This window comes from Sphingomonas lenta (genome assembly GCF_002288825.1).
Classification (GTDB): Bacteria; Pseudomonadota; Alphaproteobacteria; order Sphingomonadales; family Sphingomonadaceae; genus Sphingomonas; species Sphingomonas lenta.
The window spans coordinates 192,594-218,105 of the sequence record NZ_NSLI01000001.1; the positions used below are offsets into that span (position 1 = coordinate 192,594).

At 71.8% G+C, this 25,512-nt stretch carries 22 protein-coding genes; 3 read left to right on the forward strand and 19 right to left on the reverse strand.

The annotated features are described in order from the left end of the window. Positions 1 to 6 precede the first annotated feature (6 nt). Positions 7 to 1,947, reverse strand: coding sequence for a peptidylprolyl isomerase (locus tag CKY28_RS00910; RefSeq protein ID WP_095996455.1), 1,941 nt, complete (start codon positions 1,945 to 1,947; stop codon positions 7 to 9). A 125-nt stretch (positions 1,948 to 2,072) separates the two neighbouring features. On the opposite strand from CKY28_RS00910, the gene tpiA reads away from it, so the two are divergent. Then, complete coding sequence (gene tpiA, locus CKY28_RS00915) at positions 2,073 to 2,819, forward strand: triose-phosphate isomerase (protein ID WP_095996456.1); 747 nt, start codon at positions 2,073 to 2,075, stop codon at positions 2,817 to 2,819. Between the two features lie 184 nt (positions 2,820 to 3,003). On the opposite strand, the gene CKY28_RS00920 is transcribed toward tpiA, so the two are convergent. The 3 genes from CKY28_RS00920 to rimO form a co-directional block, all read right to left on the reverse strand. Next, positions 3,004 to 4,425 (reverse strand): leucyl aminopeptidase family protein, encoded by a 1,422-nt coding sequence (locus CKY28_RS00920; RefSeq protein ID WP_095996457.1) that lies wholly within the window; start codon positions 4,423 to 4,425, stop codon positions 3,004 to 3,006. Continuing rightward, positions 4,422 to 5,819 carry a serine hydrolase domain-containing protein gene (locus tag CKY28_RS00925; RefSeq protein WP_095996458.1) on the reverse strand — a complete coding sequence of 466 codons (1,398 nt, stop codon included), beginning with the start codon at positions 5,817 to 5,819 and terminating at the stop codon, positions 4,422 to 4,424. Before CKY28_RS00925 ends, CKY28_RS00920 begins: the two co-directional genes overlap by 4 nt. Before the next feature lie 161 nt (positions 5,820 to 5,980). Further along, positions 5,981 to 7,327 (reverse strand): 30S ribosomal protein S12 methylthiotransferase RimO, encoded by a 1,347-nt coding sequence (rimO, locus tag CKY28_RS00930; protein ID WP_095996459.1) that lies wholly within the window; start codon positions 7,325 to 7,327, stop codon positions 5,981 to 5,983. Positions 7,328 to 7,566: 239 nt separating this feature from the next. Between rimO and CKY28_RS00935 the strand changes: the two genes are divergently transcribed. Then, positions 7,567 to 8,655 (forward strand): anhydro-N-acetylmuramic acid kinase, encoded by a 1,089-nt coding sequence (locus CKY28_RS00935; protein ID WP_095996877.1) that lies wholly within the window; start codon positions 7,567 to 7,569, stop codon positions 8,653 to 8,655. Here the strand turns inward: CKY28_RS00935 and CKY28_RS00940 are convergent. Continuing rightward, positions 8,652 to 9,110 carry a hypothetical protein gene (locus CKY28_RS00940; protein ID WP_095996460.1) on the reverse strand — a complete coding sequence of 153 codons (459 nt, stop codon included), beginning with the start codon at positions 9,108 to 9,110 and terminating at the stop codon, positions 8,652 to 8,654. The two genes, CKY28_RS00935 and CKY28_RS00940, sit on opposite strands and share 4 nt — an antisense overlap. A 193-nt stretch (positions 9,111 to 9,303) precedes the next feature. Here CKY28_RS00940 and CKY28_RS18470 point away from each other — a divergent pair, with 193 nt between their 5' ends. Continuing rightward, complete coding sequence (locus CKY28_RS18470) at positions 9,304 to 9,447, forward strand: hypothetical protein (protein WP_176472906.1); 144 nt, start codon at positions 9,304 to 9,306, stop codon at positions 9,445 to 9,447. Here CKY28_RS18470 and CKY28_RS00945 read toward each other — a convergent pair. From CKY28_RS00945 to CKY28_RS01005, 14 genes are all read right to left on the reverse strand, one after another. Beyond that, complete coding sequence (locus CKY28_RS00945) at positions 9,437 to 9,727, reverse strand: hypothetical protein (protein ID WP_095996461.1); 291 nt, start codon at positions 9,725 to 9,727, stop codon at positions 9,437 to 9,439. The genes CKY28_RS18470 and CKY28_RS00945 overlap by 11 nt on opposite strands. A gap of 54 nt (positions 9,728 to 9,781) precedes the next feature. Then, a complete protein-coding gene (locus tag CKY28_RS00950) occupies positions 9,782 to 10,960 on the reverse strand; it encodes a vWA domain-containing protein (protein WP_095996462.1) in 1,179 nt (392 codons plus the stop codon). 40 nt (positions 10,961 to 11,000) lie between these two features. After that, the gene (locus tag CKY28_RS00955; protein ID WP_095996463.1) at positions 11,001 to 11,981 is read right to left on the reverse strand and encodes a hypothetical protein; all 981 of its coding nucleotides are present in this window, start codon (positions 11,979 to 11,981) and stop codon (positions 11,001 to 11,003) included. 56 nt (positions 11,982 to 12,037) lie between these two features. Next, complete coding sequence (locus tag CKY28_RS00960; RefSeq protein WP_095996464.1) at positions 12,038 to 12,580, reverse strand: CHAP domain-containing protein; 543 nt, start codon at positions 12,578 to 12,580, stop codon at positions 12,038 to 12,040. Positions 12,581 to 12,629: 49 nt separating this feature from the next. Next, positions 12,630 to 13,541, reverse strand: coding sequence for a helix-turn-helix domain-containing protein (locus CKY28_RS00965; protein WP_095996465.1), 912 nt, complete (start codon positions 13,539 to 13,541; stop codon positions 12,630 to 12,632). Positions 13,542 to 13,549: 8 nt separating this feature from the next. Beyond that, a complete protein-coding gene (locus CKY28_RS00970) occupies positions 13,550 to 14,401 on the reverse strand; it encodes an AAA family ATPase (protein ID WP_095996466.1) in 852 nt (283 codons plus the stop codon). A 31-nt stretch (positions 14,402 to 14,432) separates the two neighbouring features. After that, a complete protein-coding gene (locus tag CKY28_RS00975; RefSeq protein ID WP_095996467.1) occupies positions 14,433 to 15,092 on the reverse strand; it encodes a DUF6975 family protein in 660 nt (219 codons plus the stop codon). A 349-nt stretch (positions 15,093 to 15,441) separates the two neighbouring features. After that, positions 15,442 to 16,899 (reverse strand): TolC family protein, encoded by a 1,458-nt coding sequence (locus CKY28_RS00980; protein ID WP_217989537.1) that lies wholly within the window; start codon positions 16,897 to 16,899, stop codon positions 15,442 to 15,444. Further along, positions 16,896 to 17,978: an efflux RND transporter periplasmic adaptor subunit gene (locus CKY28_RS00985; RefSeq protein WP_095996468.1), complete on the reverse strand. Its 1,083-nt coding sequence runs from the start codon at positions 17,976 to 17,978 to the stop codon at positions 16,896 to 16,898. Before CKY28_RS00985 ends, CKY28_RS00980 begins: the two co-directional genes overlap by 4 nt. Beyond that, positions 17,962 to 19,656, reverse strand: coding sequence for an ABC transporter transmembrane domain-containing protein (locus CKY28_RS00990; protein WP_095996469.1), 1,695 nt, complete (start codon positions 19,654 to 19,656; stop codon positions 17,962 to 17,964). Before CKY28_RS00990 ends, CKY28_RS00985 begins: the two co-directional genes overlap by 17 nt. Positions 19,657 to 19,793: 137 nt before the next feature. Then, complete coding sequence (locus CKY28_RS00995; protein ID WP_095996470.1) at positions 19,794 to 20,390, reverse strand: hypothetical protein; 597 nt, start codon at positions 20,388 to 20,390, stop codon at positions 19,794 to 19,796. Positions 20,391 to 20,454: 64 nt separating this feature from the next. Beyond that, positions 20,455 to 23,424, reverse strand: a complete 2,970-nt coding sequence (locus CKY28_RS01000) for a M10 family metallopeptidase C-terminal domain-containing protein (RefSeq protein ID WP_095996471.1) — start codon at positions 23,422 to 23,424, stop codon at positions 20,455 to 20,457. Between the two features lie 101 nt (positions 23,425 to 23,525). Further along, positions 23,526 to 23,702, reverse strand: coding sequence for a hypothetical protein (locus CKY28_RS18475; protein ID WP_176472907.1), 177 nt, complete (start codon positions 23,700 to 23,702; stop codon positions 23,526 to 23,528). A gap of 291 nt (positions 23,703 to 23,993) precedes the next feature. Next, positions 23,994 to 25,439, reverse strand: coding sequence for a L,D-transpeptidase family protein (locus CKY28_RS01005; RefSeq protein WP_245841472.1), 1,446 nt, complete (start codon positions 25,437 to 25,439; stop codon positions 23,994 to 23,996). Positions 25,440 to 25,512 lie beyond the last annotated feature (73 nt).

Here is a 25,512-nt window from a genome sequence, read left to right on the forward strand (position 1 = left end):
CTTTTCTCATTGCGCGTTGTTGCCGGCGAGGTCGCTTCGCACGCGCGTCACCGCGTCGCGGTCGATCTCCACGCCCACCGCGGCGCGCGCGGCGCGGACGAACTGCTCGGCGTATTCGCGGCCGATCTGCCGCCCCAGATCGGCGCGGACGTCGCGCACCAGCCCGGCGTTGGCGCGCGCGTCGCCCGGGACCGAGCGGTCGAGCTTGACGACGTAGTAGCCCGAGCCGTCGGGCGCCTGGAGCAGCTTGGCGGTGCCTGGCGCCATGCTGAACAACAGCACCTGGCCCGGCTCCGCGCCGCGCGCCCGGGCGGCGACCTGCGCACGCGTGACGTCGACGGGGCGCGGCGCGGGCACGTTCACCCCGCTCGCGGACAGCGCCTGGGCGAGCGTGCCGCCGCGGCCCGCCGCGGCCACCACCTGCGCCGCGATCCGCCGCGTCGCCTGACGCGCGCGGTCGGCGACGAGGTCGCGCGCCACCTGATCGCGGATCTGCGCCAACGGGCGCGGTGCGGCGGGCACGACCTGGCCCACGTCCACCAGCGCGAAGCCGCCGTCCGCGCCCGTCGGCACGAGCTGCGGCGGGTCGTCCGCCTCGACCTGGAACGCCGTCTGCACGACCGGCCCGAGCGCCGGGTCCGGCTGGGCCGGCGCCTCTGGGTTGATCCCGCTCGCCAGCAGGGGCGGCGTGGTCGTCGGCTGCAACCGCCGGTCGGTGACGATCTCGTCGAAGGTGGCGTTGTCGTTGAGCGCGTCGTCGATCGCCTGCTGCGTCTCCGCCAGCGCGTCCGCCGTTTTGCGCTGGGTCAGCGCGGCGACGATCTCCGAACGTACCTGCTCCAGCGTGCGGCCGGGCACCTGGACGACATCGTCCACGCGCGCGACGATGAAACCGATCGGCCCGCGCACCGGCCCGATCACAGCGCCCTCTTGCGCGGAGAACGCCGCCTGCGCCGCCGCCTGCCCGGCGATGCCGACATAGGCGTTGCGATCGAGCTCCTCCTGCGTCGTCGCCGCCAGCCCCGCCGCGCGCGCCGCGTCGGCGACGCTCGTGCCGCCGCGTACGCGCGCCGCGAGCGCGTTCGCGCCCGCCTGGTCCGCCACGACTACCTGCGTGATCGTGCGCCGTTCGGTCGGCGCGTAGCGCGCGCGGTCGGCGTTGTAGGCCTGCTGGATCTCCGCGTCGGTCGGTTGCGCGCGCGCCGCGACCTGGCCCGGCGTCACGACCGCGTAACGGACCACGCGCCGCTCGGGCACGGTGTACCGTGGGATGTTGCGCTGATAGAAGGCCTGGACCTCCGCCGGCGTCGGCGCGGGGCCGGCGGGCGCGGCGCTGTTGGGGATGAAGCCGATCTGCCCCTGCCGCCGCTCGAGCAGCAAGGCGGCGTAGGGCAGCGCCAGCTGCTGCGACACCTGGCTCGCGCCCTGCGTCGGAGCGAGCAGGCGGCGCGCCATCAGGTCGCGCGCGATGTCCTGCCGGATCTGCGCATCCGTCAGCCCGCGCTCGCGCAACAGGCTCTCGTAGAGCGTCTGATCGAACTGCCCCGTGGGCCCGCGCAGCGCCGGAATGCTCGCGATCTCGCCGTCGATCGAGCGCTTGCTGACCGCCATCCCCTGTTCCTCGCCGAAGCGGAACAGCGCCAGGGACCCGATCAGCCGCTCCAGCGTCTGGTCGAGCCCGCCCGCCGCCAGATATTGCTGCACGTCGAAGGTCGGCTGGCGCGTGCGGACAGCCTCCACCTCGCTCTGCGCCACCTGCCGCAGTTCGGCCGCGCCGATGCCCTGGCCGCCCACCTCGGCCACGTCGTTGCGCGCGACCCCGCCGCCGCCGGGCGTCAGGCCCGTGATGTCGGTCGCGGCGAAGGCGAGCGCGATCAGGCCGAGCACGACGAACGCGACGACGGCGCCCGCGCGTGACCTGACGAAGCGCCGGAAGGAATTGAGCATGGGCGGGCTGGACCGATCGAGATGAACGCGAAGCGCGGACCTTTACGGGCCCGTTCCGGGTCGTTCAAGCTTGTGCGTCCGCGGGGCCCCGCTATCGGAAGCCGGACGGAAACGGGGGAGGGTGCATGCGTCGCAAGCTGATCGCGGGCAATTGGAAGATGAACGGCTCGCTCGGGGCCTTGGCCGAGCTGGACGCGATCGAGGCGGCCGCGACGGGGACGCCGGGCGTGGACGTCGCCGTCGCGGTGCCGGCGACGCTGATCAATCCGGCCGTCGAACGGGTGTCCGCGGTCGCGATCGGCGCGCAGGACGTCCACCAGGGCGAGTGCGGCGCACACACGGGCTGCATCTCCGCCGTGATGGTGCGCGAGGTGGGCGCGCGCTTCTCGATCGTCGGCCACTCGGAACGCCGCGCCGACCAAGCGGAGAGCGACGCGCACGTGAAAGGCAAGGCGGAGGCGGCGCGCGCCGCCGGCCTGTCCGTCATCCTCTGCGTGGGCGAGAGCCTGGAGGACCGCGACGCGGGCCGCGCGGAGCAGGTGGTCACCGACCAGCTCGCCCGGTCGCTGCCGCAAGGCGCGGCGGGGGAATGGCTGTCGGTCGCCTATGAGCCGATCTGGGCGATCGGCACCGGCCGCACGCCGACCGTGGAGGACGTGGCGGCGATGCACGGCGCGCTCCGCGCCCGGCTGCGCGAGCTGGCGGGCGGAGAGGCGGATGCGATCCGGCTACTCTACGGCGGCTCGGTCAACGACGCCAACGCCGCCGCGCTGCTCGGGGCGGGCGACGTCGACGGCGCGCTGGTGGGCGGGGCCAGCCTGACGGCGGCGAAGTTCGTGCCGATCATTGAGGCTGCGGCTAAGCTGGGCTGACCTTCTTCTCCCTCTCCCCTCCGGGGAGAGGGTTGGGGAGAGGGGCAATCACCACGCTCGGTACTGCCCCTCTCCCGACCTCGCTGCGCTCGGCCACCCGCATCAGGTAAACCGTCCCCCGGACGGTTTAGGTCATGCCGGGGGCATGACCGGCCTGATGCGCCCCAGAGGGGAGAGGGAATCCTTACCCCCGCGGCAGCGCCACCGGGGGCGGGGGCAGCGCCTGCATCGCCGCGCCGTAGCGCCGCGTCAGCAGCGCCCACGCCGCTCGCAATCCCAGCGCGTCGCCGCCCTTGGGCCGTCCGGGCTTCGCCGCCTGCCGCCACGCGAACGTGTCGAGATGCGCCCAGGCCACGCCCTCCGGCACGAACCGCCGGAGGAACAGGGCCGCGGTGATCGCGCCCGCCATGCCGCCTTCCGGCGCGTTGACCATGTCGGCCACGTCCGACTTCAGCATGTCGTCGTAACCGTCCCACAGCGGCAGCCGCCACAGCGGGTCCTCCACCGCCGCGCCCGCCGCGAGCAGCTCGGCCGCCAAGGCTTCGTCGTTCGCGAACGTGGCAGGCAGGTCCGGCCCCAGCGCCACGCGCGCCGCACCCGTCAGCGTCGCGAAGTCTAAGATCAGCGCGGGCGACCCCTCCGCCGCCTTGGTGAGCGCGTCGCCCAGGATCAGCCGTCCCTCGGCGTCGGTGTTCGTGTTCTCGACCGTCAGCCCCTTGCGTGTCTTGAGCACGTCGCCCGGCCGGAAGCTCGCCGCCGATACGGCATTCTCGACCGCCGGGATCAGCAGGTGCAGCCGCACCGGCAGCTTCGCGCCCATGATCAGCCGCGCCAGCCCCAACGCGTGCGCGGCACCGCCCATGTCCTTCTTCATCAGCCGCATCGCCGACGACGGCTTGATGTCGAGCCCGCCCGTGTCGAAGCACACGCCCTTGCCGACGATCGCGACGCGGGGCGCGGTCGGGTCGCCCCATTCCAGCTCGATCAGCCGGGGCGAGCGCGCGGGCAGCGCCGCCTGGCCGACCGCGTGGATCATCGGATAGTCGCTCGCCAGCGTATCGCCGCGCGTCACCGCCGTGCTCGCGCCGAACGCCTGCGCCAGCGCCTCCGTCTCCGCCTCCAGCTCGGCGGGGCCGAGGTCGGCGGCGGCGGTGTTGACCAGGTCGCGCACGCGCGCCACCGCCTCCGCCTGGCGCACCGTCTCGTCGATGCCCGCGGCGTCGCCCGTCAGCAGCACGCGAGGCTCCGCGTCGTCGCTCCTGCGGTAGCGCTCGAATCGGTACTGCGCGAGGAGCCAGCCCAAAGCGGGCGGGCTGTCGCCGGCGATGCGGTACAGGCCCGGCGGCAGCGACTGCGCCAGTTTGGCGAGCGCCCAGGGCGAGGTCCGGTCCTTCACGCCCGCCACGACGCGCCACGGGTCCGACCCCGGGCTCGGCACCAAGAGGTGCGTGCCGTCCTTCGCCGAGAAGCGGTGCATCTCCGCCGCGTCACGCACGGCGTTGGGCTGGGCCGCCAGCCACTCCTCATGCGCCGCCGGGTCGACGAGCGTGATGGTGCGGGCCTGTTCGCCGCGATCGGGCCGGAGGAGCTGGGAGAAGTCGATCATTGGGTCGGCGAGACCATGAACTGTTCCCACCGCCCATTCGATCCCGGCTCGGCGAACGTGGAGATGGCGAGCGTCCGGTTCGGGTAGGTCACGCGGAACCGCCGTTGCACGAACCCGCCGCGCAACGACGCGCGGCCCGCCTGCGTGAAGCTCGTCGGCTCGCCCAACGCGCTCAAGCTCTGGCGATAGTCCGCGAGCGCCGCGGGCGTGAAATAGAAGCGGGCGTTCTCCGTCAGCCGGCCCGCGTCCGGCTGCCCCCGCCGCAGCTGGTCGAACAGCGTCCGCGCCGCCGTCAACACCGCGGCGTCCTCCGCGTTGGTCGGCGGCAGCACGACGCGCGCGAGCCCCGTCGCGATCCGCGTGCTCGTGTCGGAGAAGGAGCCATTGGTCAGCACCGTCACCGCCGCCTTCTGGTCGGGAAAGACCATGTTCTGCAGCAGAAAGCCGACCGCGCCGCCCGAATGCTCGATCGTGCGACGCCCGTCGCGATTGCCCGCGACGACGCCGAGTCCGTATCCGCTGCTCTCGCCGTTCGTCAGCTTGACGGGGGTCTCCTGCTCCGCCCAGTCGTCAGGCGTGAGCGGCGCGGCGCGGTTGAGCCGTGCGATATTCCACTTGGCGAGGTCGCCCGCCGACATCGCCAGGTCGCCCGCCGCGTACAGCCATCCCCGCGCCGCCGGCGGCTCGAGCCGCACCGGCCCGAGCGCGAAGCGCTGATAGCCCTGCGGATGGCCCGGCCCGACGGCGTCATCCTGATCCACCGCACGGATGCCGAGCGGCTTGAGCAACCGCTCCTGCATAAGCTGCACGATCGGCTTGCCCGTCACCTTGCTCGCGATCTGGCCGGCGACGACATAGCCGGTGTTGGAGTACTGCCACTGCGCGCCCGGCTCGAAGTCGAGCGGCTTCTTGCCCCAGCGGTCGATGATGCCCTGCGGTTTGGTCGCGGTCGACATGGCCGCGAAGCTGTAGTCCTGCGGCCAGTAATCCTGCAGGCCGGAGGTGTGCGCCAGCAGCTGCCGGATCGTGATCCGATCCGCCCCGCTCACGTCGGGCACGTATTTCGCGACCCGGTCGTCGAGCGACAGCTTACCCTCATTCTCCAGCTGCTGGAGCACCGCGGCGACGAACTGCTTGGAGATGGACGCGATCGGGTAGATCGCCTTCGCGTCCGCCGCGCCAGCCCGCTCCGATTGCTTGCCGTACGCTTTGGTGAACACCGTCTCGCCCCCGCGTACGATCGCCACGGACGCCGAGGGCACGCCCGTGTCGGCGAGCGTCATCGTGACCAGCCGGTCGACGGCGGCGGCCTCCTCAGGGCTGAGCTGCTGGGCGAGGGCGGGGGCGGCAAGGAAGGCGAGCGGAAGCGCGAGCGCGAGGCGGTAGGGGTTCATGGCCCCGGTTTGTGCAAGACCGCCGCCGGAACGGCAAGCACGAGCCTTCATATCGCTCCCTCCCCGGCGAAGGCCGGGGCCCAGTCACGATGGCCGTTGTAGGTGGACACTCTCGATCGCGATATGGCCCTAGCTGGGCCCCGGCCTTCGCCGGGGAAGGGCTAGATAGAAGCGGGAACCCCATACAGGTCGTGCTCGTCCGCGTCCTCGATCTCCACGCGCACGATGTCGCCGACCTGGAGGTGCCCCGCGTCGCGCAGGAACACCTGCCCGTCGATGTCCGGCGCGTCCGCCTGGCTCCGCCCCGTCGCACCCTCGTCGCCTACCTCGTCGACGATCACGTCCAGCATCCGCCCGACCTTCGCCTGCAGCTTCGCCGCGGAGATCGCCGCCGTGCGCTCCATCACGCGGGCGTAGCGCTCCTCCTTCACCTCCTCGGGCACATGGTCGGGCAGGTCGTTCGCCGCCGCGCCCTCCACCGGCTCGAAGCGGAACGCGCCCACGCGGTCGAGTTGCGCCTCGTCGAGCCAGTCGAGGAGGTACCGGAAGTCCTCCTCCGTCTCGCCGGGAAAACCGACCACGAAGCTCGACCGGATCGCGATGTCCGGGCACACGCTACGCCAGCCGCGGACGCGCTCCAGGACCTTGGCGTCGTTCGCCGGCCGCTTCATGCGCCTGAGCACCGCCGGCGAGGCGTGCTGGAACGGGATGTCGAGGTACGGCAGCACCAGTCCCTCGGCCATCAGCGGGATGACCTGATCGACGTGCGGGTAGGGGTAGACATAGTGCAGGCGCACCCAGGGCGCGATCCGCCCCAGCTCGCGCGCGAGGTCGGTCATGTGCGGCCAGACCTCGCGGCCTTGCCACATCCGCGGCTCGTTGCGGATATCGACGCCGTACGCCGACGTGTCCTGGCTGATCACCAGCAGCTCGCGCGTGCCGGCCGCGACCAGCTTCTCCGCCTCGCGCAGGATCGCGTCCGGCCGCCGGCTGGCGAGGTCGCCGCGAAGCGAGGGGATGATGCAGAAGGAGCAGCGGTGGTTGCAGCCCTCCGAGATCTTCAGGTAGCTGTAGTGCCGGGGCGTGAGCTTGAGGCCGGTATCCTCGACCGCGCCGCCGGGCACCAGATCGAGGTAAGGCGAGCGCGCGGGCGGGGCGGCCTCGTGCACCGCCTCCACCACTTGCTCGTACTGGTGTGCGCCCGTGACGGCGAGGACCTGCGGGAACTTGGCGCGGATGACTTCCGCCTCCTTGCCCATGCAGCCGGTGACGATGACGCGCCCGTTCTCCGCGATCGCCTCGCCGATCGCCTCCAGGCTCTCCTCCTTGGCGCTGTCGAGGAAACCGCAGGTGTTCACCAGCACCACGTCCGCGCCCTGATAGTCGGGCGACATCGTATAGCCGTCGGCGCGCAGGCGCCCGAGGATGCGCTCGGAGTCGACGAGGTTCTTCGGACAGCCGAGCGAAACCATGCCGACGCGCGGCGGGGAGGGGAGGACGGTGGCCATGGGAGCGCGCGCACATAGTGGAGGGTGCGGGATTTTTCCAGCCGGCCTCCGGTCCGCCTTAACTATCCCTCGTCACGCCGGACTTGATCCGGCATCCATGCGCGTCCGCTTGATCGAGAGCGCGGTCGCGAACAGAGGTGCCGCGCATGGACCCCGGGTCAGGGTTCCCAGCAAAGTAGTACTTTGCTGGGGTCCCCTGCCCGGGGTGACGGAGAAAGGTTGAAACTGTGCCCGACAAGATGCTCGCGATCGGCCTGATGTCCGGCACCTCGCTCGACGGCGTCGACGCCGCGCTGATCGAGACCGACGGCGAGGGTTTCGTCCGCCCGATCGCGTTCCGCGGCGAGCCCTATTCCGACGCCGCCCGCCAGCAGCTCGCCGAAGCCACCGCGCTCGCGCTCACCTATGACCGCCCGCGCCCCAGTCCGGAGATCGTCGCCGCGACCGAGCTCATCACGCGCACGCACAGCTTCGCCGTCCACAAGCTGCTGAAGCAGGCGGAGGTGTCGCCCGACCAAGTCGGCGTCGTCGGCTTCCACGGCCAGACCGTCGCGCACCGGCCCGATCGCGGCTGGACGTGGCAGATCGGCGACGGCGACGCGCTCGCCCGGGCGCTCCGCATCGACGTCGTCGCCGACCTCCGCTCCGCCGACGTCGCCGCGGGAGGGCAGGGGGCGCCGTTGCTCCCCGTCTACCATCGCGCGCTGGCGGGCGGGCTCGAGCAGCCGGTGGCGGTGCTCAACCTGGGCGGCGTCGCCAACGTCACCTTCATCGACGGCGACCGGCTCGTCGCGTTCGATACTGGCCCCGCCAACGGCCTGATCGACTCCTGGGTCGAGGCGGAGACGGGCGCGCGTTACGACGCCGACGGCGCGCTCGCCGCGGCGGGCCGGGTCCGCGAGGACGTGCTCGCCGCGATGCTCGACCACCCGTATTTCGACCTGCCCGCACCCAAGTCGCTCGACCGCAACGATTTCACGATCCAGCCCGCGCGCGGCCTGTCGGCGGCGGACGGCGCGGCCACGCTCACCGCCTTCACCGCCGCCAGCGTCGCCGCCGCCTTCGAGCACCTGCCGGCGCGGCCCAAGCGCCTGCTCGTCGCCGGCGGGGGTCGCCACAACCCGACGATGCTGCGAATGATCGCGTCCTACACCGGCCTGACGCCCGAGCCGGCGGAGGCGCTGGGCTGGAACGGCGACGCGGTGGAGGCGGAAGGCTTCGCCTATATGGCCGTGCGGAGCCTCAAGGGCCTGCCGATCAGCTTTCCCGGCACGACCGGCGTACCGGAGCCGTTGACCGGCGGGACGCTGTTCAAGGCGGGCGCTTAGCTCTTCTTCCGCCGCCGCTTCTTGCTCTTGCCTTCATCCTTCGCCTGACCGCGCGGGAAGAGCGCGGCGGCGATGCCGCCCGCAATTGCGAGGCCGCCGATCGCCAGCGCCGCGATGCCGGTGCGCGAGCGCAGGCCGCTGCGGACCTTGGAGGCCGTGGAGGTCGCGTCCGACCCGGCGTCCGCGTTCTCGCCCTGAGCCGTCACCGTGCCGTCCACCGCCGGCTGGGCGGTCGCGCCGCCCGCCGCCTGCGGCGCGCCCGCGTCGCGCGCCGTCTCGTCCGCGCTGCTACCCTCGCGGTTGCCGGTCGCGGTGGCGGGCGCCTGCGAGGTCAGCGGGGTGGCCGTGGTCGGCTCCGGCTCGGGCTGGGCGTTATTCGGCTGCGGCGGCTGCTCGTCGATCGTGTCACCTTCGGCATGCGCGTGGGGCATCTTGCTGGCGGGAATGTGCGACATCTACGTGGGACTCCTTGGGAAAACCGGTGATCTGGTTAACCGCCGGTCACCTTCCCGGTTCCTTTTCGTATCGCCCCCGATCCGTTCGGCGCAGCAGGCCCTCAAATCGGCGCACGAGTGCGAGAAGTTGTATGGAATGTCCGCTCCGGTCGTTCTAGAACGTTTGCGGGGACTCGGGGGCGGGGAACTTCGTATGGAATCTGATCTTCGGTATTACACTCGTCGTCTGGGCGCCGAGAAGCTGGCCGCGGCGCGCGCGGTGACGACGGAGGCGCGTGCACGCCGTCTGCAGCTGGTGGCGAGCTACGAACGCAAGATCGAGCTGCTTACGGCCTGAAGACGCGCCGCCGCTCGGGGGCGCCCACCGGCTCCTCGACGATGCGGCCTCCTTCCTTCACCAGCAGCACGCTGCACCCGTTCACCTGCCGATAGACGGTCAGCACCGGCCGCGCGTCCGGCATCTCGATCAGCGGCCGAGGCCGCGCCGGCCCCTTCGGCTGGACCTGCGCCCGGTCCGCGCCCGGCGAACGGCACCGCGCCGGCTCGGGCGCACCTGTCATGGGCATCTGCGCGACGGCCGGCGACGCGAGCGCTAGCAGCAGGACGATGGCACGCATGGGACTACCTCCGATAGGAGGAGCATAGCACGAACCGCGGCGCGTCAGAACGCCCTACCGTTTCCGCGTCAGCTCCCGCATCGCGTCGTCCAGCCCCTCCAGCGTCAGCGGGTACATGCGGTCGCCCAGCAGCTCCCGCACGATCCGGATCGACTGGGAGTAGCCCCATTGCGCTTCCGGGATGGGGTTGAGCCACGCCGCCGCCGGATAGGTATTTGTCATCCGCTGAAGCCAGACCGCGCCCGACTCCTCGTTGAAATGCTCCACCGACCCGCCCGGATGCGTGATCTCGTACGGGCTCATCGACGCGTCGCCGACGAACACGAGCTTATAGTCGTGCCCGTATTTGTGCAGCACGTCCCAGGTCGGCGTGCGCTCGGTGAAACGGCGCCTGTTGTCCTTCCACACGCCCTCGTACGGGCAGTTGTGGAAGTAGAAGAACTCCATGTTCTTGAACTCGCTCGTCGCGGCCGAGAACAGCTCCTCCGACAGCTCGACCCAGGGGTCCATCGACCCGCCCACGTCCAGGAACAGCAGCAGCTTCACCGCATTGTGCCGCTCCGGCCGCATGACCACGTCGAGCCAGCCCTGGCGCGCGGTGCCGTTGATCGTCGCGTCGATGTCGAGCTCGTCCGCCGCGCCCTCGCGCGCGAAGCGGCGGAGACGGCGCAGCGCGACCTTGATGTTGCGCGTGCCCAGCTCGCGCGTGCTGTCGAGGTTGCGGAACTCGCGCTGATCCCAGACCTTCAGCGCGCGCTTGTGGACCGACTCGCCGCCGATCCGCACGCCTTCCGGGTTGTAGCCGCTGTTGCCGTAGGGGCTGGTCCCGCCCGTCCCGATCCACTTGTTGCCGCCCTGGTGACGCCCCTGCTGCTCCTCGAGTCGCTTCTTCAGCGTCTCCATGATCTCGTCCCAGGAGCCCAGCGACTTGATCGCGGCCATCTCCTCGGGCGTGAGGTACTTCTCGGCGACGGCCTTCAGCCACTTTTCCGGGATCTCCGCGCCTTGCACGCCATAGCTCGTCTCCAATCCGCGGAACACCTTGGCGAACACCTGGTCGAACCGGTCGAGCAGCCCCTCGTCCTTCACATAGGTGGCGCGCGCCAGATAGTAGAAGTCCTCCGGCGACCGCCCGATCACGTCGCGGTCCAGCGCCTCCAGCAGCACGAGGTGCTCCTTCATGCTGGCCGGGATGCCCGCCAGGCGGAGCTCGTCGAGGAAGTTGAGGAACATGGCTTCCCCTTACCGTCCCCGAACCGGTTCGGGGAGGGGCCTAGCTCTTCGGCTTGGTCCCGATGCTCGCCAGCGGCTTACGCTGGCCCGCCATCACCGCCAGGGCCGCGCCCGCGCCCGTGCGCAGGTCGGGCATCGCGTCGTACGTCTCGACCAGCAGCGCGGGGCCGGTGCGGTTCAGATACACCGCCGCGCCCTTCGCGCCCACGCCCTCCGGAAAGGCGTAGGCCGATGCGGTCACGCCCGCGTCGCCGAGCAGCGCGGTCCAGGCGCTGCCGTCGCGCTTGCGATAGTAGGTGACCGCCTTGGCGAGTTCGCCCACCTCCTCGCGGCACCACTCGTCCGGCTTGCCCGCCAGTCCCGAAACGGCCCCGTGCGCCTCCGCGAGCGCGACCACGCCGACCGCGGCGCCCGTGCCCCGCAGCTTGTCGTCCGTGGTCGGCTTGCCGGCGAACGTCGCCGCGTCCGCGCACGCCGCCGGTGCGGTCAGGGGCAGGGACGCGCTCTTGGGCGCGTCCGCGAACCGGATCGCGGCGAGCAGCGCGTCCATCCGCTTCGCCGCGCCCGCCGGGTCGAGCGTCTGCGAGGTCACGCGCGCCTTGACCAGCCACTCGCCGTGCTGGGCGATCGCGACCGCCGTCGACTTCCACGGCCGGCCAGGCAGCGCGAACGCGCCGCGCAGGCCATTGGGCGCTCCAGCCAGCCCGAGCGTGAAGGGGCGCGGCGCGGCCGAGCCGTCGAACGCGCCGACATTGCCCAGCATCGCGATGCGCGTGCGCTCGAACCAGAGCGCGGGGTTGGGATGGCTCGACCGGTAGACGTAGAGCGTCGCCGGCTCCGCGTCGGTGCCGTACTGGACGAAGATGTCGGACCCGTCCTGCTCGACGCGCCGCTCCGCGCCGCGGCACATGTCGCCGACGACGTCCGGCACGGTGACGCCGCTCAGCTCATGACGCCAATCCGCCCGGGCGGCCGCGGGAAGGAGGACGGCCGCGAGCGCGGCGGTGATGCGGACGAACATGGCGGCGGCTTCCCGAGCGTTTCCCGGAAGTTACGCCGGACCGCGCCGCCGCGCAATCAGCGCGGCACGTAGGCGTCGATCAGCGCGCCCACATAGTCCGGGTTCTCGCCCGACAGCTCGTCCGCGGGCTTGCCGCCGTGGATGAAGCCCTTGACCGGGTACACGCCGCCGCCCAGCCCGCCCGTGTCGCGGTACCAGACCTTGACCAGGCTCCAGTCGTTGCCGTCCGACACGTCGTGCAGCGTCACGTCCTGCTCGGCGAAGCCGCGCTTGCCGTCGCGCCTCGACCAGTTGGCGTGGGTCAGCATCAGCACGCGCTTCTCCACGATGCGGCTCACCACCGCGACATGGCCGAAGCGCAGGCGATCGGTCTTCGCGAACACGATCACGGAGCCCACCTTCGGCTTGGACCCACGCGCGTAGCGGCCCTCGGCCTGCTCCCACCAGGTCCAGGCGTCGCCGAAGATCCGGATGCCCGACGCCTCGCGCGCGAAGGGCACGCACTGACCCCAGTAATCGAGCAGCTCGCGCGCCGACCCTTGCGCCGCCGTCAGCAGCGCCGCGAGGCCGATCGCCGTCCGAAGAGCGAGCTTCCGCATGGCGCCCGGGCATAGCGGAACAGGGTGAGCGCCCGGTTGCGCGACATGGTTAGCGGTTCCTTGACGCCCGATCCGCCGCCGTCACCAGCGCCCGCGCGCGCAGCACGGCCTGGGCATAGGGGTTCTGCGTCCGCTGCAGGAACCGCTTGGGCGTCATGCCCAGGAAGCGGTTCGCGTCGCGCAGGAAATGCGACGCGTCGTAATAGCCCGGCGCGACGCTGGAATAGTCGGCGCCTTCCATCATGATGCGCGCGAAGGAGCGCAGGAAGCGCGTCCGGATTAGCAGCGTCTTCAGCGGAAAGCCGAAATGCCGCAGGCTCACCCGTCGCATCGTCGCGGGCGCCAGGCCCACGCGCTCGCACGCGGTGGCGAGGTCGAACGTCTCGTCGTCGTTGATCAGCGCGGTGAGGCGCCCGATCAGCGGCTCGTCCGGGTGCGGCGGCCCGAGCCGGCGTTCGAGGAACTCGTCCAGGATGCCCTTGACCGCCGGCCCACGGTCCGACGCCCCAAGTCGCGCGACGAGCTCGTTGACGTGGGCCGACGCCATGACGTCGGCCAGCGGCGCGACGCGGTCGCGGTACAGGTCCGCCCGCCTGTCGAACAGCCGCGCCCAGCCCGACGGCTTCAGCGCCACCCCGATCGTCACCCCGCCGTTCGAGGTCATCCGCATCGCCTGGCTCGTCGTGCCGTAGAGCGCGTAGCGCGGCAGGGGATCATAGAACCGAGGCCCGACCTGCAGCGAGATCGGCCGATCCGTCAGGATCAGGCGGATCGCCGGCCAGCTCGGCAACAGGAAGTTGACCGCGCCCTCGACGTCCGGCCCCTCCGAGTCGAGCACGTGATAATCGGCCACATAGTCCCGCAAGGCGGGCGCGGGCAGCTCGTACCGGAGCGCGGTCTGCGGCGGCAACGCGAAGTCGCGGGCGTCGACGCCCGGCGTGTGCGTGCCGCTCTCGATCACTTAAGCGTTCAAGGCCGCGCCTGACGCTTCGCCATGAACGCCAGCCGCTCGAACAGCATCACGTCCTGCTCGTTCTTGAGCAGCGCGCCGTGGAGCGGCGGGATGGCCTTGGTCGGGTCGCGGTTCTGCAGCACGTCCAGCGGCATGTCCTCGTGCAGCAGCAGCTTGAGCCAGTCCAAGAGCTCGCTGGTCGACGGCTTCTTCTTGAGCCCCGGCACCTCGCGAATGTCGTAGAACACGTCCATGGCCTTGGACACCAGCATCCGCTGGATGCCGGGGAAGTGCACGTCCACGATGGCTTGCATGGTGTCGCGGTCGGGAAACTTGATATAGTGGAAGAAGCAGCGGCGCAGGAAGGCGTCGGGCAACTCCTTCTCGTTGTTCGAGGTGATCACCACGATCGGGCGTTCGGCCGCGCGGACGGTTTCGCCCGTTTCGTAGACGTGGAACTCCATGCGGTCGAGTTCCTGGAGCAGGTCGTTGGGGAACTCGATGTCCGCCTTGTCGATCTCGTCGATCAGGAGCACGGGCGGCGTCGAGTGCGTGAACGCCTCCCACAGCTTGCCGCGGCGGATGTAGTTCGCGATGTCGTGGACGCGCGGGTCGCCGAGCTGGCCGTCGCGAAGCCGCGCCACCGCATCATACTCGTACAGGCCCTGCTGCGCCTTGGTCGTGGACTTGACGTTCCACTCGATCAGGTCGGCGCCGACCGCGCGGGCGATCTCGTGCGCCAGCACCGTCTTGCCCGTGCCCGGCTCGCCTTTCACGAGGAGCGGGCGGCGGAGCGTCACCGCGGCGTTGACCGCGACCTTCAGGTCATCGGTCGCGACGTAACTGCTGGTTCCTTCGAAGCGCTGCATCCGCCCCGGATGGGGCCGGAGGGATTGGCCGTCAATCCCCGCGCGCCGCGGCGCGGGCCTCGAGCAGCGACCAGAGCGCCCGGTGCTGCTCGAGCAGCGCCCGCGCGCCGAACAGCAGCGCGCGCTCGGCCGCGGCGCCGTCGCCCAGCGCTCCCAGCACCGTCGCCGTCTCCTGCGGCGGCGGCAGCGTCAGCGGGACCACGGGCGCGCTGAACAGGTCGGCGGCGTGCGCCACGATCCGGCGAATCGCCACCCAGTCGAGCGCCAGCGCGGCGGCCGCGCCGACGCCCACGCCGGGGCGATCGGACTTGGCGAGCATCTGAAAGGCGTGGCGCTGCGCGGCGTAGGCGACGTCGGTCATCGCCTGGCCGGGCGTGGAGGGAAGCGGCCCCGCGGCCGACACGACGCGCGCGAGCAGCTGGCGTTCGCCGGCGAAGGCGCGCGCCACCTCGTCGAGCCAGGGCGCGGCGGGTCCGCCGACCGCGCGCCCGAACGCGTCGTCGGCGAGGCCCGGATGCGTGCCGTGGACCGCGCACAGCGCATGCGCCGCGTCCGCCAGGTCGCGTCGAGTGGCGCCGCGCTCGCGGAGCCGCCGCGCATGGGGATGCGTCGCGGTCCCGTCGACGTCGACGAGCGCGTCCAGCGCCTCCCATGCCGTGCCGCCCCAGGCGGTCGCCGTTCCGTGCGTCATGCTCCGTCCATGTGGCTGCCGACCGCACCAGCGCGGCCGAGAGCGGCTATCGGGGAGTCATGTATAACGAGGTGCGTAAAGACGGGGTATACGCCGGGTTAAGGAAGGCGAAGGGGGCGGGGGATGGGGTGGGTGGAGCGCAGAACGCCCATCTCCCTCTCCCCTCCGGGGCGCATCAGGTCGGTCATGCCCCCGGCATGACCTAAACCGTCTGGGGGACGGTTTACCTGATGCGGGTGCCTGAGCGAAGCGAAGGCGGGAGAGGGGCAGTGTACCGCCGCTTCGACACTGCCCCTCTCCCCTCGCTGCTGCGCAGCTTCGCCCCTCTCCCCGGAGGGGAGAGGGGAATTTACTCCAACCCCAACGCCGCCCGGTCTGCCGTCGCCGCCGCCAGCTCGGCCCTGGCCGCCGCGATGCGCGCCTGGGCGTCGATCAGCCGGACCTGCGCGTCGGTCGCGGTCTCCTCACGCTGGTTGACCAGGAAGAAGTCGCTCGATCCCAGGTCGAAGCGCCGCCGCTCCGCCGCCGCGAGCCGGTCGGCGAGGGCGCGCTCCTGTTCCGCCGCCTCCGCCAGCCGCTCCGCGCCGCCCACCGCGATGGCGACGCCCTCCACCTCGACCGCGATCTGGTCCTGGAGGAAGCGGCTGCGCGCCTCCAGCGCGTCGATCTCCGCGCGCGCCTCGGCGACGCGGCCGCGGGCGGCGCGGTTCTGGAGCGGCAGGGAGAAGCGGAAGCCGACGATCGCCTCGAGCGGCGTGCGCGTCGAACCGCCCAGCCCCTCGGGGCCTATATCCTTGCCCAGCTCGCCGCGGACGTCGAAACGGGGCCTGAGCTCGTTCTCCGCCAGCGCCAGCCTGGCCAGCGATTGGTCGATGCGCCTGAGCAGCGTCTGGAGGTCGGGCCGGCGCGCGGCCAGGTCGGCCTGCGCCGCCGCGACCTGCACGCCCGCCAGCGCGGAGGCGTCGGCGGGCAGCCGCCCCGCGCCGACCAGCACCGGCCGGCCCTCGTCGTCGCGGTAGAAGAAGGAGAGCGTGTTGGCCGCGGCCTGGAAGTCCTGCTCGGCGCGCACCACCAGCGCGCGGCGGCGCACCAGGTTCTGGTCGTTCTCCGTGATGAGGATCTGCGGCCGGGCGCCCAGCTCCACCTGCCGCGTGATCGCGCCGCGGCGGTTCTCCGCCAGCTCCAGCAGCTCGCGGTAAGCGCGCAGCCGCAACCCCGCCGCGACCCAGTTCTGATACGCGTCGATCGCGCGCCGCTGCACGCCGATCGCGACCGCCTCCGTCTCGAAGCGCGCGACGTCGATGTCGCCCGCCGCCAGCGTGCGCTGCGTCCGCCTGGCGTCCACCAGCCGGTCGCGCAGGAGCGAGTAGAGCACGCCGACCTTCAGCTCGCCCAGCCGGTTGGTGTAGAACTGGTCCTCGTAGATCGGGAAGTCGCCGCGCGTGATCCGGTATCCGCCGTAGAGCTGGCCGCCGTTGTTCGTGAGCGGCCGCACGGCGCGCGCGTCCACCACCGTGCCGTCGTAATAGCCGAGCGCGCGGCTGCGCCCGTCCACGTCGAACACCGTATCGAACGCCCCCTCCGCGGCGAGCGCGCGCCCTTCCGCCTGACGCACGCGGGCGAGCTGCTCCACGATCTGCGGCGCGGTCCGCGCGGAGGCGCGCAGCACCTCGTCGAGGGTCAGCGGCGGCCCCGCGCGGTCGACGACGGGGTCGGACGCGGCCGCGGCCGGGCCGGCCTGCGCGGCCGCCGCGGGCGCGGCCGGAACCGCCGCGCACAGCAGCGCGAGCACGAGGCGCCCGGTCACTTCGCCTTGCCCGCCTTGAGCGCCGCCTTGTCCTCGTCTTCCTTGAAGCGGCCCTTGCCCTCGCCGCCGGGGGCGCCCTCGTTGAACTCGAGCGGGAAGTCGTTGAGGAGTCGCCACAGCTCGTAGCCGACGGACACCGTCTCGCCCTGGATCCAGCCATAGACCTTGGTGCCCAGCCGCACGAACTGCCGGTCGGGCCAGGCGGGCTTGCCGGGCGCGGGCTCGACGAGCACGCGGAACAGGCCGTCGGCGTTAGCGGTGGGGTCGACCACGCGCACGCGCCCGTCGAAGAAGCCCTGCGCGATGGCGGGCCAGCCGGAGAACTGGATCGCGGGCCAGCCCTCGAACTCCAGCCGCACCGGGCGGCCGGGACGGACCAGCGGCAGGTCGCGGCCGTCCACGTACAGCTCGACCGCCCGCTCGACGCGCTCGGGCGCGACCACCGCCAGCACCGTGCCGGGCAACACCAGCGCGCCGCCCGCGGCCGCGTTCAGGTTCTGGATGCGGCCGTCGCGGGGCGCGCGCACGACCTGCGCGGACTGCCGGTTCAGCTGCACGTCGATGCGGTTGAGCTTGGCGCGAGACTCGGCGAGCTTGGCGGCGGCGTCGGCGACCTTGATCTGCGCCTGCTCGAAGTCGCGCCGCGCCGCCAAACCCTCGGCGAGCAGCTGGCGCGTCCGGTCCACGTCGATCGAGGCCACCTGCTGCGACTGGCGCACGGCGGCGATCTCCGCCTCCACCTGCGCGCGCTCCGCCGCGAGGCGGGACAGGAGGTTGGGATCGACGTCGACCACGCGCGCGATCGGGTCGCCGCGGTCAACGTGCTGGCCGTCCTGGACGAACCAACGCTCGACGCGTCCGCCCACCAGCGCCGCCACGTCCTGCACGCGATCGTCGGGATCGAGCGCCACGGTCCGTCCCTGGCCCTGCGCGGTCTGCACCCAGGGCACGAAGAACATGATCGCCGCCGCCGTGGCGATGCCGATCAGGATCATCCAGGCGAGCGACACCGTCAGCCGCGGCGGCTTGAGCCCGGCCAGCGTGTGGAAGTGCGACAGGTGCTCAGACCGGTACGGCATTCGCGGCCTCCCGTCGCGCGAGGTGCTCGTCGAGCTCGGCGAGCGCGCCGAACCGCCGCTGCTCGGTGAGCCCGAGGTGGAACCAGCCGTCCAGCGTCAGGTCCTCCGGCCGCCCCGTGCACAGCAGCGTCGTCGTGCCGCGCTCCTTGAGCATCCGGAGCACCGCGACGAGCTTGGGCGGCGGCAGGAGGTCGTAGAGCTGGCCCAAGAGCAGGAACTTGGGCGCGACGAGCAGCGCGTTGGCGAGCTTCAGCGCCATCACCTCGCCCAACCCCAGCGGGAAGCCCGACGAGGCCAGCTGCGTGTCCAGCCCCTTGGGCAGCTGCGCGACGCGCTCCGACAGGCCCACCGCCGCCAGCGCGTCGAGCATCCGCCCCGCCGATGCGTCCCCCGCCGCGAGCCGGAGGTATTCGCGGATCGTCACCTCCACGATCGTCGGCCGGTCGAGCACCATGACCCCCGACCGCAGCAGGTACATGTCGAGCGAGCCCAGGTCCGCCCCGCCGATCGACACCAGGCCCTGCGCGGGCTGGGCGTGGCGCTTGAGCACCAGCGCCAGCATGCGCTCCGCGCCCGGATCGGCCACCGTCACCAGCTGCTCGCCCGCGCCGAGCGCGAAGTCGAAGCGCGCGCCGTCGATGCGCACGTCCGTGAGCCTGAGCTCGCCGTCGCGCGGGCCGCCCGACCCGTCGGTCAGCGACTTCTCCTGCGGGATGGAGAAGAGCAGCGACAGCTCCTCCGAGCTCGCGACCAGGTCGTAGAAGGTGTCGAGGTACCAGCCGAGCTGGCTGACGCCGTAGAACACGCCCGACAGGATCAGCTCGGCCGCGACCAGCTGCCCGATCGACAGCTCGCCGCGCAGGATCAGGTTGCCGCCCAGCAGCAGCAGCGCCGCGCTGGCGGTGGCGTAGATCAGGAAGAAGGAGAGCGTCTGCGCGAAGCTGTAGCGGAAATAGCGCCGGTGCTTGGCGATATAGGTGGCGGTGACCTCCTCCGACCGGTCCATGGCGAAGCCCAAGTGCCGGCTCGACTTGTAGAAGCCGTTGGACCCGCCCACGCTCTCCAGCCAGCGCGCGGCGTCGTGCTTGGCGTGGGAGAGCGCGACCGCCGCCGTGATCGCGCCCCGCCGCCAGATCAGCCAGACGAGCAGCAGCGCCGTGATCAGCACCGCGTTGAAGGCGAGGAAGAAGGGGTGGTAGAAGCTGGTGATCGCCAGCCCCACCACGCTCTGCAGCACGATGGTGAAAGCGCCGATGACGAGGCTCGGCACCGCCTTCTGGACCACCGTCAGGTCGAAGTAGCGGTTGAACAGGTCGCCCCGGTTCGCGTCGGCGAAGAAGGGGTTCTGCGCGTGGACGGCGCGGATGGTGATCTCGGCGACGACGCGCGCGAATACGCGCCGCTCGAACAGCGCCATGACGTAGACGCGGAACGCGCTGAGCGCCGCGACCAGCAGCAGCAGCACGAACAGCACGCCCGACAACGTCCACAAGGGCGCGGGCAGCGCGATGTTGGCGACCGAGTTGATCAGCAGCTGAACGGAGATGGGCGTCGCGAGCGAGAGGAGGCTGATCGCCGCGGTGTAGACGATGCCGAGCCGCACATAGGCGGCGTCCGGCCCGACGATCTCCGCCAGCCAGCCGGCCGCCTCCCTGAACCCCAAACGTTCCGACGCCACGTCACCCACCCCGCAAACAGGACCGCCGCCCATATCGGCGCGACGGCCCGCCGCGCAACCGCGTCCGTCCGATATCGACTATAGGATCGTCCTATGGGGGCGCGGTCGCGGGCGCGGCGCGCCCGCGACCGCGCGCGTCACCGGGACGTCGGCACCGCCATGGGCGCGGCCGGCGCGCCGACCTGCAGGGGGGCCTGGGCGGCCGCGCTGAAGGCGAGGGGCACGTCCTCGTCAATGAACGCGCTCATCGGCGCGCCCAGCGGGATCCGGGCGGACGTGCCCGTCATGAAGAAGCCCGCGGGCGCGAAGATCAGCGCGGACGCCGCCACCGCGCCGACGCCGCCGGCCTTGCCCTTGTCGTCCAGCTGGCCCGTCAGGCGGATGGTGCGGTCGCCGACGCGGACGTGGAGCGCGCGGGCGTTGATCTTGCCCGACTTGCCCCACATGCCCTTGTTGCGCACGTCGGTGATCTCGCCCATCGCCGGGCTGCCGGCGGGGATCACCACCTGGCCGTTCACCGTCACCGCCTCCGCGACCTCCATCTGGAAGCGGTGGCCGACGCGCAGGGTCTTACCTTTGATGGTGAGCTCCTCGCGCGTCCGGAGCGCGACGGGCGTGCCGGTGCGCAGCACGGCGGCGCCCGCGGGCGCCACGGGCGCGAGCGGCGCGACCTGCGCGGAAGCGGCGGTCGCCACGAGAAGCGCGCCCGCGAGCGCGACGGTCGGTCTGATCATGTATGTTCCCCCTTGCCGGCCGGAAAGGCCGGTTCGGACAGGAGATTACACCCGTGCGCGCGAGTCAAGCCGCCGGTATGTCGCCCACCGGCTGCACGACGGCGAAGCTCGCCGCGGTGAGCACCGTACCTGCCGCGAGCTGCGCGAACAGCACGGCGGCGCCCGCGCCCGAGCCGTCCGCGTCGTAGAACAGCCGGCCCGTGGCCTGGTCGTAGACGAGCCGGTCGTCCGCGTCCTGTGCGGCGGTGCCGAGCACGAACTCGCCCGCCTGTACGCCGCCGTCCGCCACGCCCGCGAACACGTCGGACGCGAGCCCGAGGAGGTCGCCGGAGGCGAAGTCCTGGACCGTGTCCACGTTGCTCGTGCCCGGCGCGGCGGTGAACGCGAACGTGTCCGCCCCGCCCAGGCCGATGAGCGTGTCGGCGCCGCCGCGCCCGTCCAGCACGTTGCCGGCGGCGTTGCCGACCACGGTCTGCGCGTACTCGTTGCCCCTGAGCGTGTACGCGGAGCCTGCGTCCGCCGCCCGGCCATCGGTCGCGGCCAAGCCCTCCACCTCGGTCCCTTGCCGCAGCTGGTAGCTGGCGCTGGCGTAGACCACGTCCGCGCCCTGGCCCGCCTGCTCCCTCACCACGTCACCCTGGCTGAACACGCCATAGGTGTCGTTGCCGAACAGGCCAATGAGCGTGTCGGGCAAGGCCTGGCCGTCGCCGCCGCGCCCGTTCAGGATGTTGTTGCCGTAGTTGCCGGCTATGACCTGGCTCGCGCCGTTGCCCACGAGATAGATGGGCTCGGTGCCCGCCTGGTCCGAGTTGGACAGGTACTCAACCGCAGCCGTGGAGTACAGGAAGTAGCTCGTGCCGGATGCATACACGGTGTCGAACCCGCCCGTGTCCTCGATCACGTCGCCGGTCGCGAACACCCGGTACACATCGTCGCCCAGCCCGCCCGCCATGGTGTCCACGCCGCCGCCGCCGCCGGAACTCAGGATGTTCGCGCCGTCGTTGCCCTCCAGGCGCTGCGATTGCTCGTTGCCGCCGATGTTGATGGCCGCCGTGCCCGCCGCCGCACGCAGCAGCTCCACGGACGCGCCGCCGCTAAGCAGGTAGCTGCCCTGCTCGACCACGAGCGCGTCCCGGCCTTCGCCCGCGGCCTCGACGACGAGCGTCGCGGTGGACGACACGCGGTACAGGTCGTCGCCCGCGCCGCCGCGCAGCGTGTCCGCGCCGGTCCCGCCCGCCAGCGTGTCTCGCCCCTCGCCGCCGTCGAGCAGGTCGTCGCCCGCGCCGCCGTCCAGCACGTCGTCGCCGCCCAAGCCGCTCAGCGTGTCGGCTCCCGCCGACCCGCGCAGCACGTCGTTCGCCGCCGTGCCGCCGATCGCGCCGCTGCCCAGGACGAAGTCGGCGAGCGTCGCGGCGCTGCCGATCCACAGGTTGAACGCGACGCCCGCGCTCGACGCCGTCACCCAGGTCCAGCCTCCGCTCGGCTGGAGCTTCAGGTCGGTCGGCGCGAAACCGGACAGGTCGATCACGTCCACGCCCGCCTGGAAGTCCATCACCTGGTCGACCGCGCCCGTCGTCGACTGGGACGCCGCCGTCCAGACGAAGTCGTCCGCGCCCGCGCCGCCGTAGAGCAGGTTCATGCCCGTTCCCGCGACCAGCGTGTCGTCGCCGCCCTCGCCGTACAGGTCGAGCCGGGCCGTCCCCGCGCTGAGCGTATCCGCCCCGTCGCCCGCGCGGATCGAGCCCCCGAACGCGCCGTCCGCCGCGACCGCGTCGTCGCCCGCGCCGAGGGTGACGTACACCGTCTCCACCTCGCGCGCCGCCTGCGACAGGGTGATCCGCCGCGCGGTCGAGCCCGTGGCGGCGATATTGGCCGTGTCCTGACCCGCGCCGCCGACGAGCACGTCGTCGCCGTCCGCGTGGAACAGGTCGTCGCCGTCGCCGCCCTCCAGCGAGTCCGCGCCCGCGCCGCCCTGGAATGTGTCGTTCCCAAGCCCGCCGCGCAGCACGTCGGCGTCGTCCTCGCCGTTGAGGATGTCAGCGCCGTCGCCGCCGTCGATCACGTCCGCGCCCGCGCCGCCCCACACCGTGTCGCGGTCCCCGCCGGCGTCGATCAGGTCCGCGCCGTCGCCGCCCTCGATCGAGTCGGCGCCGAGCCCGCCGATCAGCTGGTCCGCGCCGCCCGCGCCGCGCAGCGTGTCCGCGCCGTCGCCGCCGTCCAGCCGGTCCGCGCCGCTTCCGCCGCGCAGCAGGTCGTCCCCCGCCAGCCCGCTGATCACGTTGGTCGCGCCGCCGACCGCGCCCAACCGGTCCGACGCCGCCGTCCCACCTTGCGTCAGCGTCGAGGTCGCGGCGTTCCAGGCGTCCGCCGGCTTGGCCGCCGGATCGCCGTAGAGGTGCTTGACCGCCGACACGTCGAACGGCCCGAGCCCTGTTCGGCTGTACCCGCCCGACTTGTAGCTCATGACCGTGCTGCCGTAATGGTCGGTCTCGGGCGTCAGCGTCACGTCGCCTTCGTGCGGGTGCTTGAGCCCCACCGCGTGCCCGATCTCGTGCAGCAGGATGCCCAGGTCGCCCGCCCAGCTATGGTCCATGAAGATGTCGCTATAGACCTCGCCGCCCCAGCCGTTGGACGGGTAAAAGGCAAAGCCCGCCGTTCCCGGCCGCAGCATGTCCATCTCGAAACGCATGAACAGGACGTCGCCCTCGCCCGGCGCGACCTCGATGAAGGACAGGCCGGACACGTCCGCGAACGCCCGCAGCGCCTTGCGCGCCATGTCCTGCTGGCCCGCGTCGAAGGGCGCGAACGTCGCCAGCCCATCCGCGTCGTAGCGCGTCCGGTGATGCGCCGGCACGGCGGTCGGGAAGGAGAAGCTGAGATAGGCGAGCCGGCCGACGGCGCCGTTCACCGTCGAGCCCGACAGCAGCGCCGTATGGTCGCTGACCATCATGCCCGCCGCCGCCGGGACGAGCGTCGCGCCGCCTTGCCCTTCGGCATCCAGCGCACGCGCCCATTGCTCGCAAACACCGCACATGGTCCCACCCTCCCTGGCCGCGCGGCATAGCCGGGCCAGTTAGCGTAACCGACAAGAGGCGTGGTTAATAGCGGCCGTTTGCCACGGCCGGCGCGGGGCGGTCAGCGGCGCGCCAGCCCCAACGAGGCGCGGAAATGCGAGCGCATATCGTCGGCGCGGGCGCGGTAGACCGACGCGGCCCTCACATGCGCCTCCCGTAATGCGGGGATAGCCTCACCGCGCGCCAGGCGCTCCTCGTGCTTGGCCCAGGATTCCAGATCGTCCAGCGTCCAGCTCATGTTCGTCCCTAACGGAAGTAACCTGACGCAACACCGACCCTTTATGCGGCCAATATGCGTTGTTCTGGTTTCCAAAGTGTTGACGTTGACGATGAATAGGGGCGGGTGAGGCCGTCGATCGCGCGGTAATTCGTACAATTTCCGTTCGCGCGAGCCGAGGCGCACGGTCGCTGCTTAACCACGCCTCGCGGCCCGACGCGGGAGCAAGTCCCGCGTCGTCGGACCTAGCTGACGCTAGGCCGGCCGGGCTTGGGCGTCTCGCCCGCGGGGCGCGGGCGTGCGCCCGGCGCCTTATGGCCCCACATCCACGTGCCTCGCCTGCACCGCGACGCCCGCCCGGCCCTGGAACCCCAGCGCCGCCGCTACCGGCTCGTTCCAGCCATAGGGGTCGTTGCGCACCACCGGCTCCCCCACCTCGTCGAACAGCACCGTGTGGTAGAGCAGCCTGACGGGGATCTGGCGCGGGAGCTTCACGAACGTTTCCTCGGCCGTCGCGCGCGCTTGGTGCCACTGATCCGTCACGCCCCCGTCGCGCGCCAGCATCTCCGCGAAGCCCAGCGCATCCTCCACCCGCACGCAGCCGTGGCTACGGTGCCGCTCCACCTCGTTGAACAGCGGCTTGGCGGGCGTGTCGTGCAGGTAGATCGCGTGCTCGTTCTGCATGTCGAACTTGACGAGGCCGAGCGAGTTCTTCGGCCCCGGCTGCTGCACGATCCAGCCGTCCTCCCAAGCCATGTTGTTCGCGCGCAAATAGCCCGCCCCCTTGGGCGCGATCTCCTCCGCCGCGATCGATTTCGGCACCGTCCAGGTCGGGTTCGCCACCAGCCTGAAAATCGGCGAGCCCAGCTGCGGCGTCTCGTTCCCCGGCTCGCCGACGACGGCCTTGCGGCTGTCGGCGATCTGACCGTCCTTCCAGTAGCTCAGGCGCGCCGCGGCGATGTTGACGTCGATCCGCGTCTCGGCCGGCGTGCGCTCCAGCCAGCGCAGCCGCTCCATCGCCACCGCGATCGCGCGCGCCCGGTCCGCGTCGTCCAGGTTGAGGATCGCCAGCGCGTCCGCGCCGATCACCCCGTCGGGCTTGATGCCGTAGTCCGCCTGCAGCCGCTTCACCGCCACCGCCATGGCGGGCGTGTAGCGGTCGCCCCGAGCCTGCTCCGCCGCGAGGTAATCGCTCGCCACCAGCTGCCGCGCGATCAGCGGCACGCGCGGGTCGGTCGCGCCCGGCTTCAGCGGCTCGGGCGGCGGCGGCACGACGGGCGCGCCCCGGTCCGGCTCGCGGCGCAGCGCCAGATACGCCGCCGACAGCTTCTTGTAGCTCGCGTCCTGCGGCGCCAGCCCCTCCAGCCACCCGCGCACGTCGCCCGCCGCCAGCGCCCCGCGCAAGCCCTGCTCCAGATCGGGGTCGGGCCGCGGCACCGTGTAGACCTCGTGGAGCTTCGTCGGGTCCGTCGCGCCGCGCGCCAGCGCCCCCGCATAAGCGAGCGCCGCCCGGTTCAGCGCCGCCGCGTCGACGCCGCTCCCGCCGGTATCGAACGGCATCCGGTCGAGCCCGTGCGCCGCGCGAGCGGCGATCGCGTCGCGGAGCTGCTTGGCCGTCTCCTCCGTCCAGCGCGCCTCGCCGGTGGGCGCGGCGGCCTGCGGCTCGGCGGCGGAGCTGTTGGATTCGGTGGAGAAGCTGACGTTGCAGGCCGCGAGGGAGAGGGCCAGCAGTGACGGACCGAACAGGCTGATACGCACCCGTTACTCCTTGGAACTAGGCGGACGGTAACGCGGCAAGCGGCGAACGGGTCCCGCCCGCACGGAGCTCCAC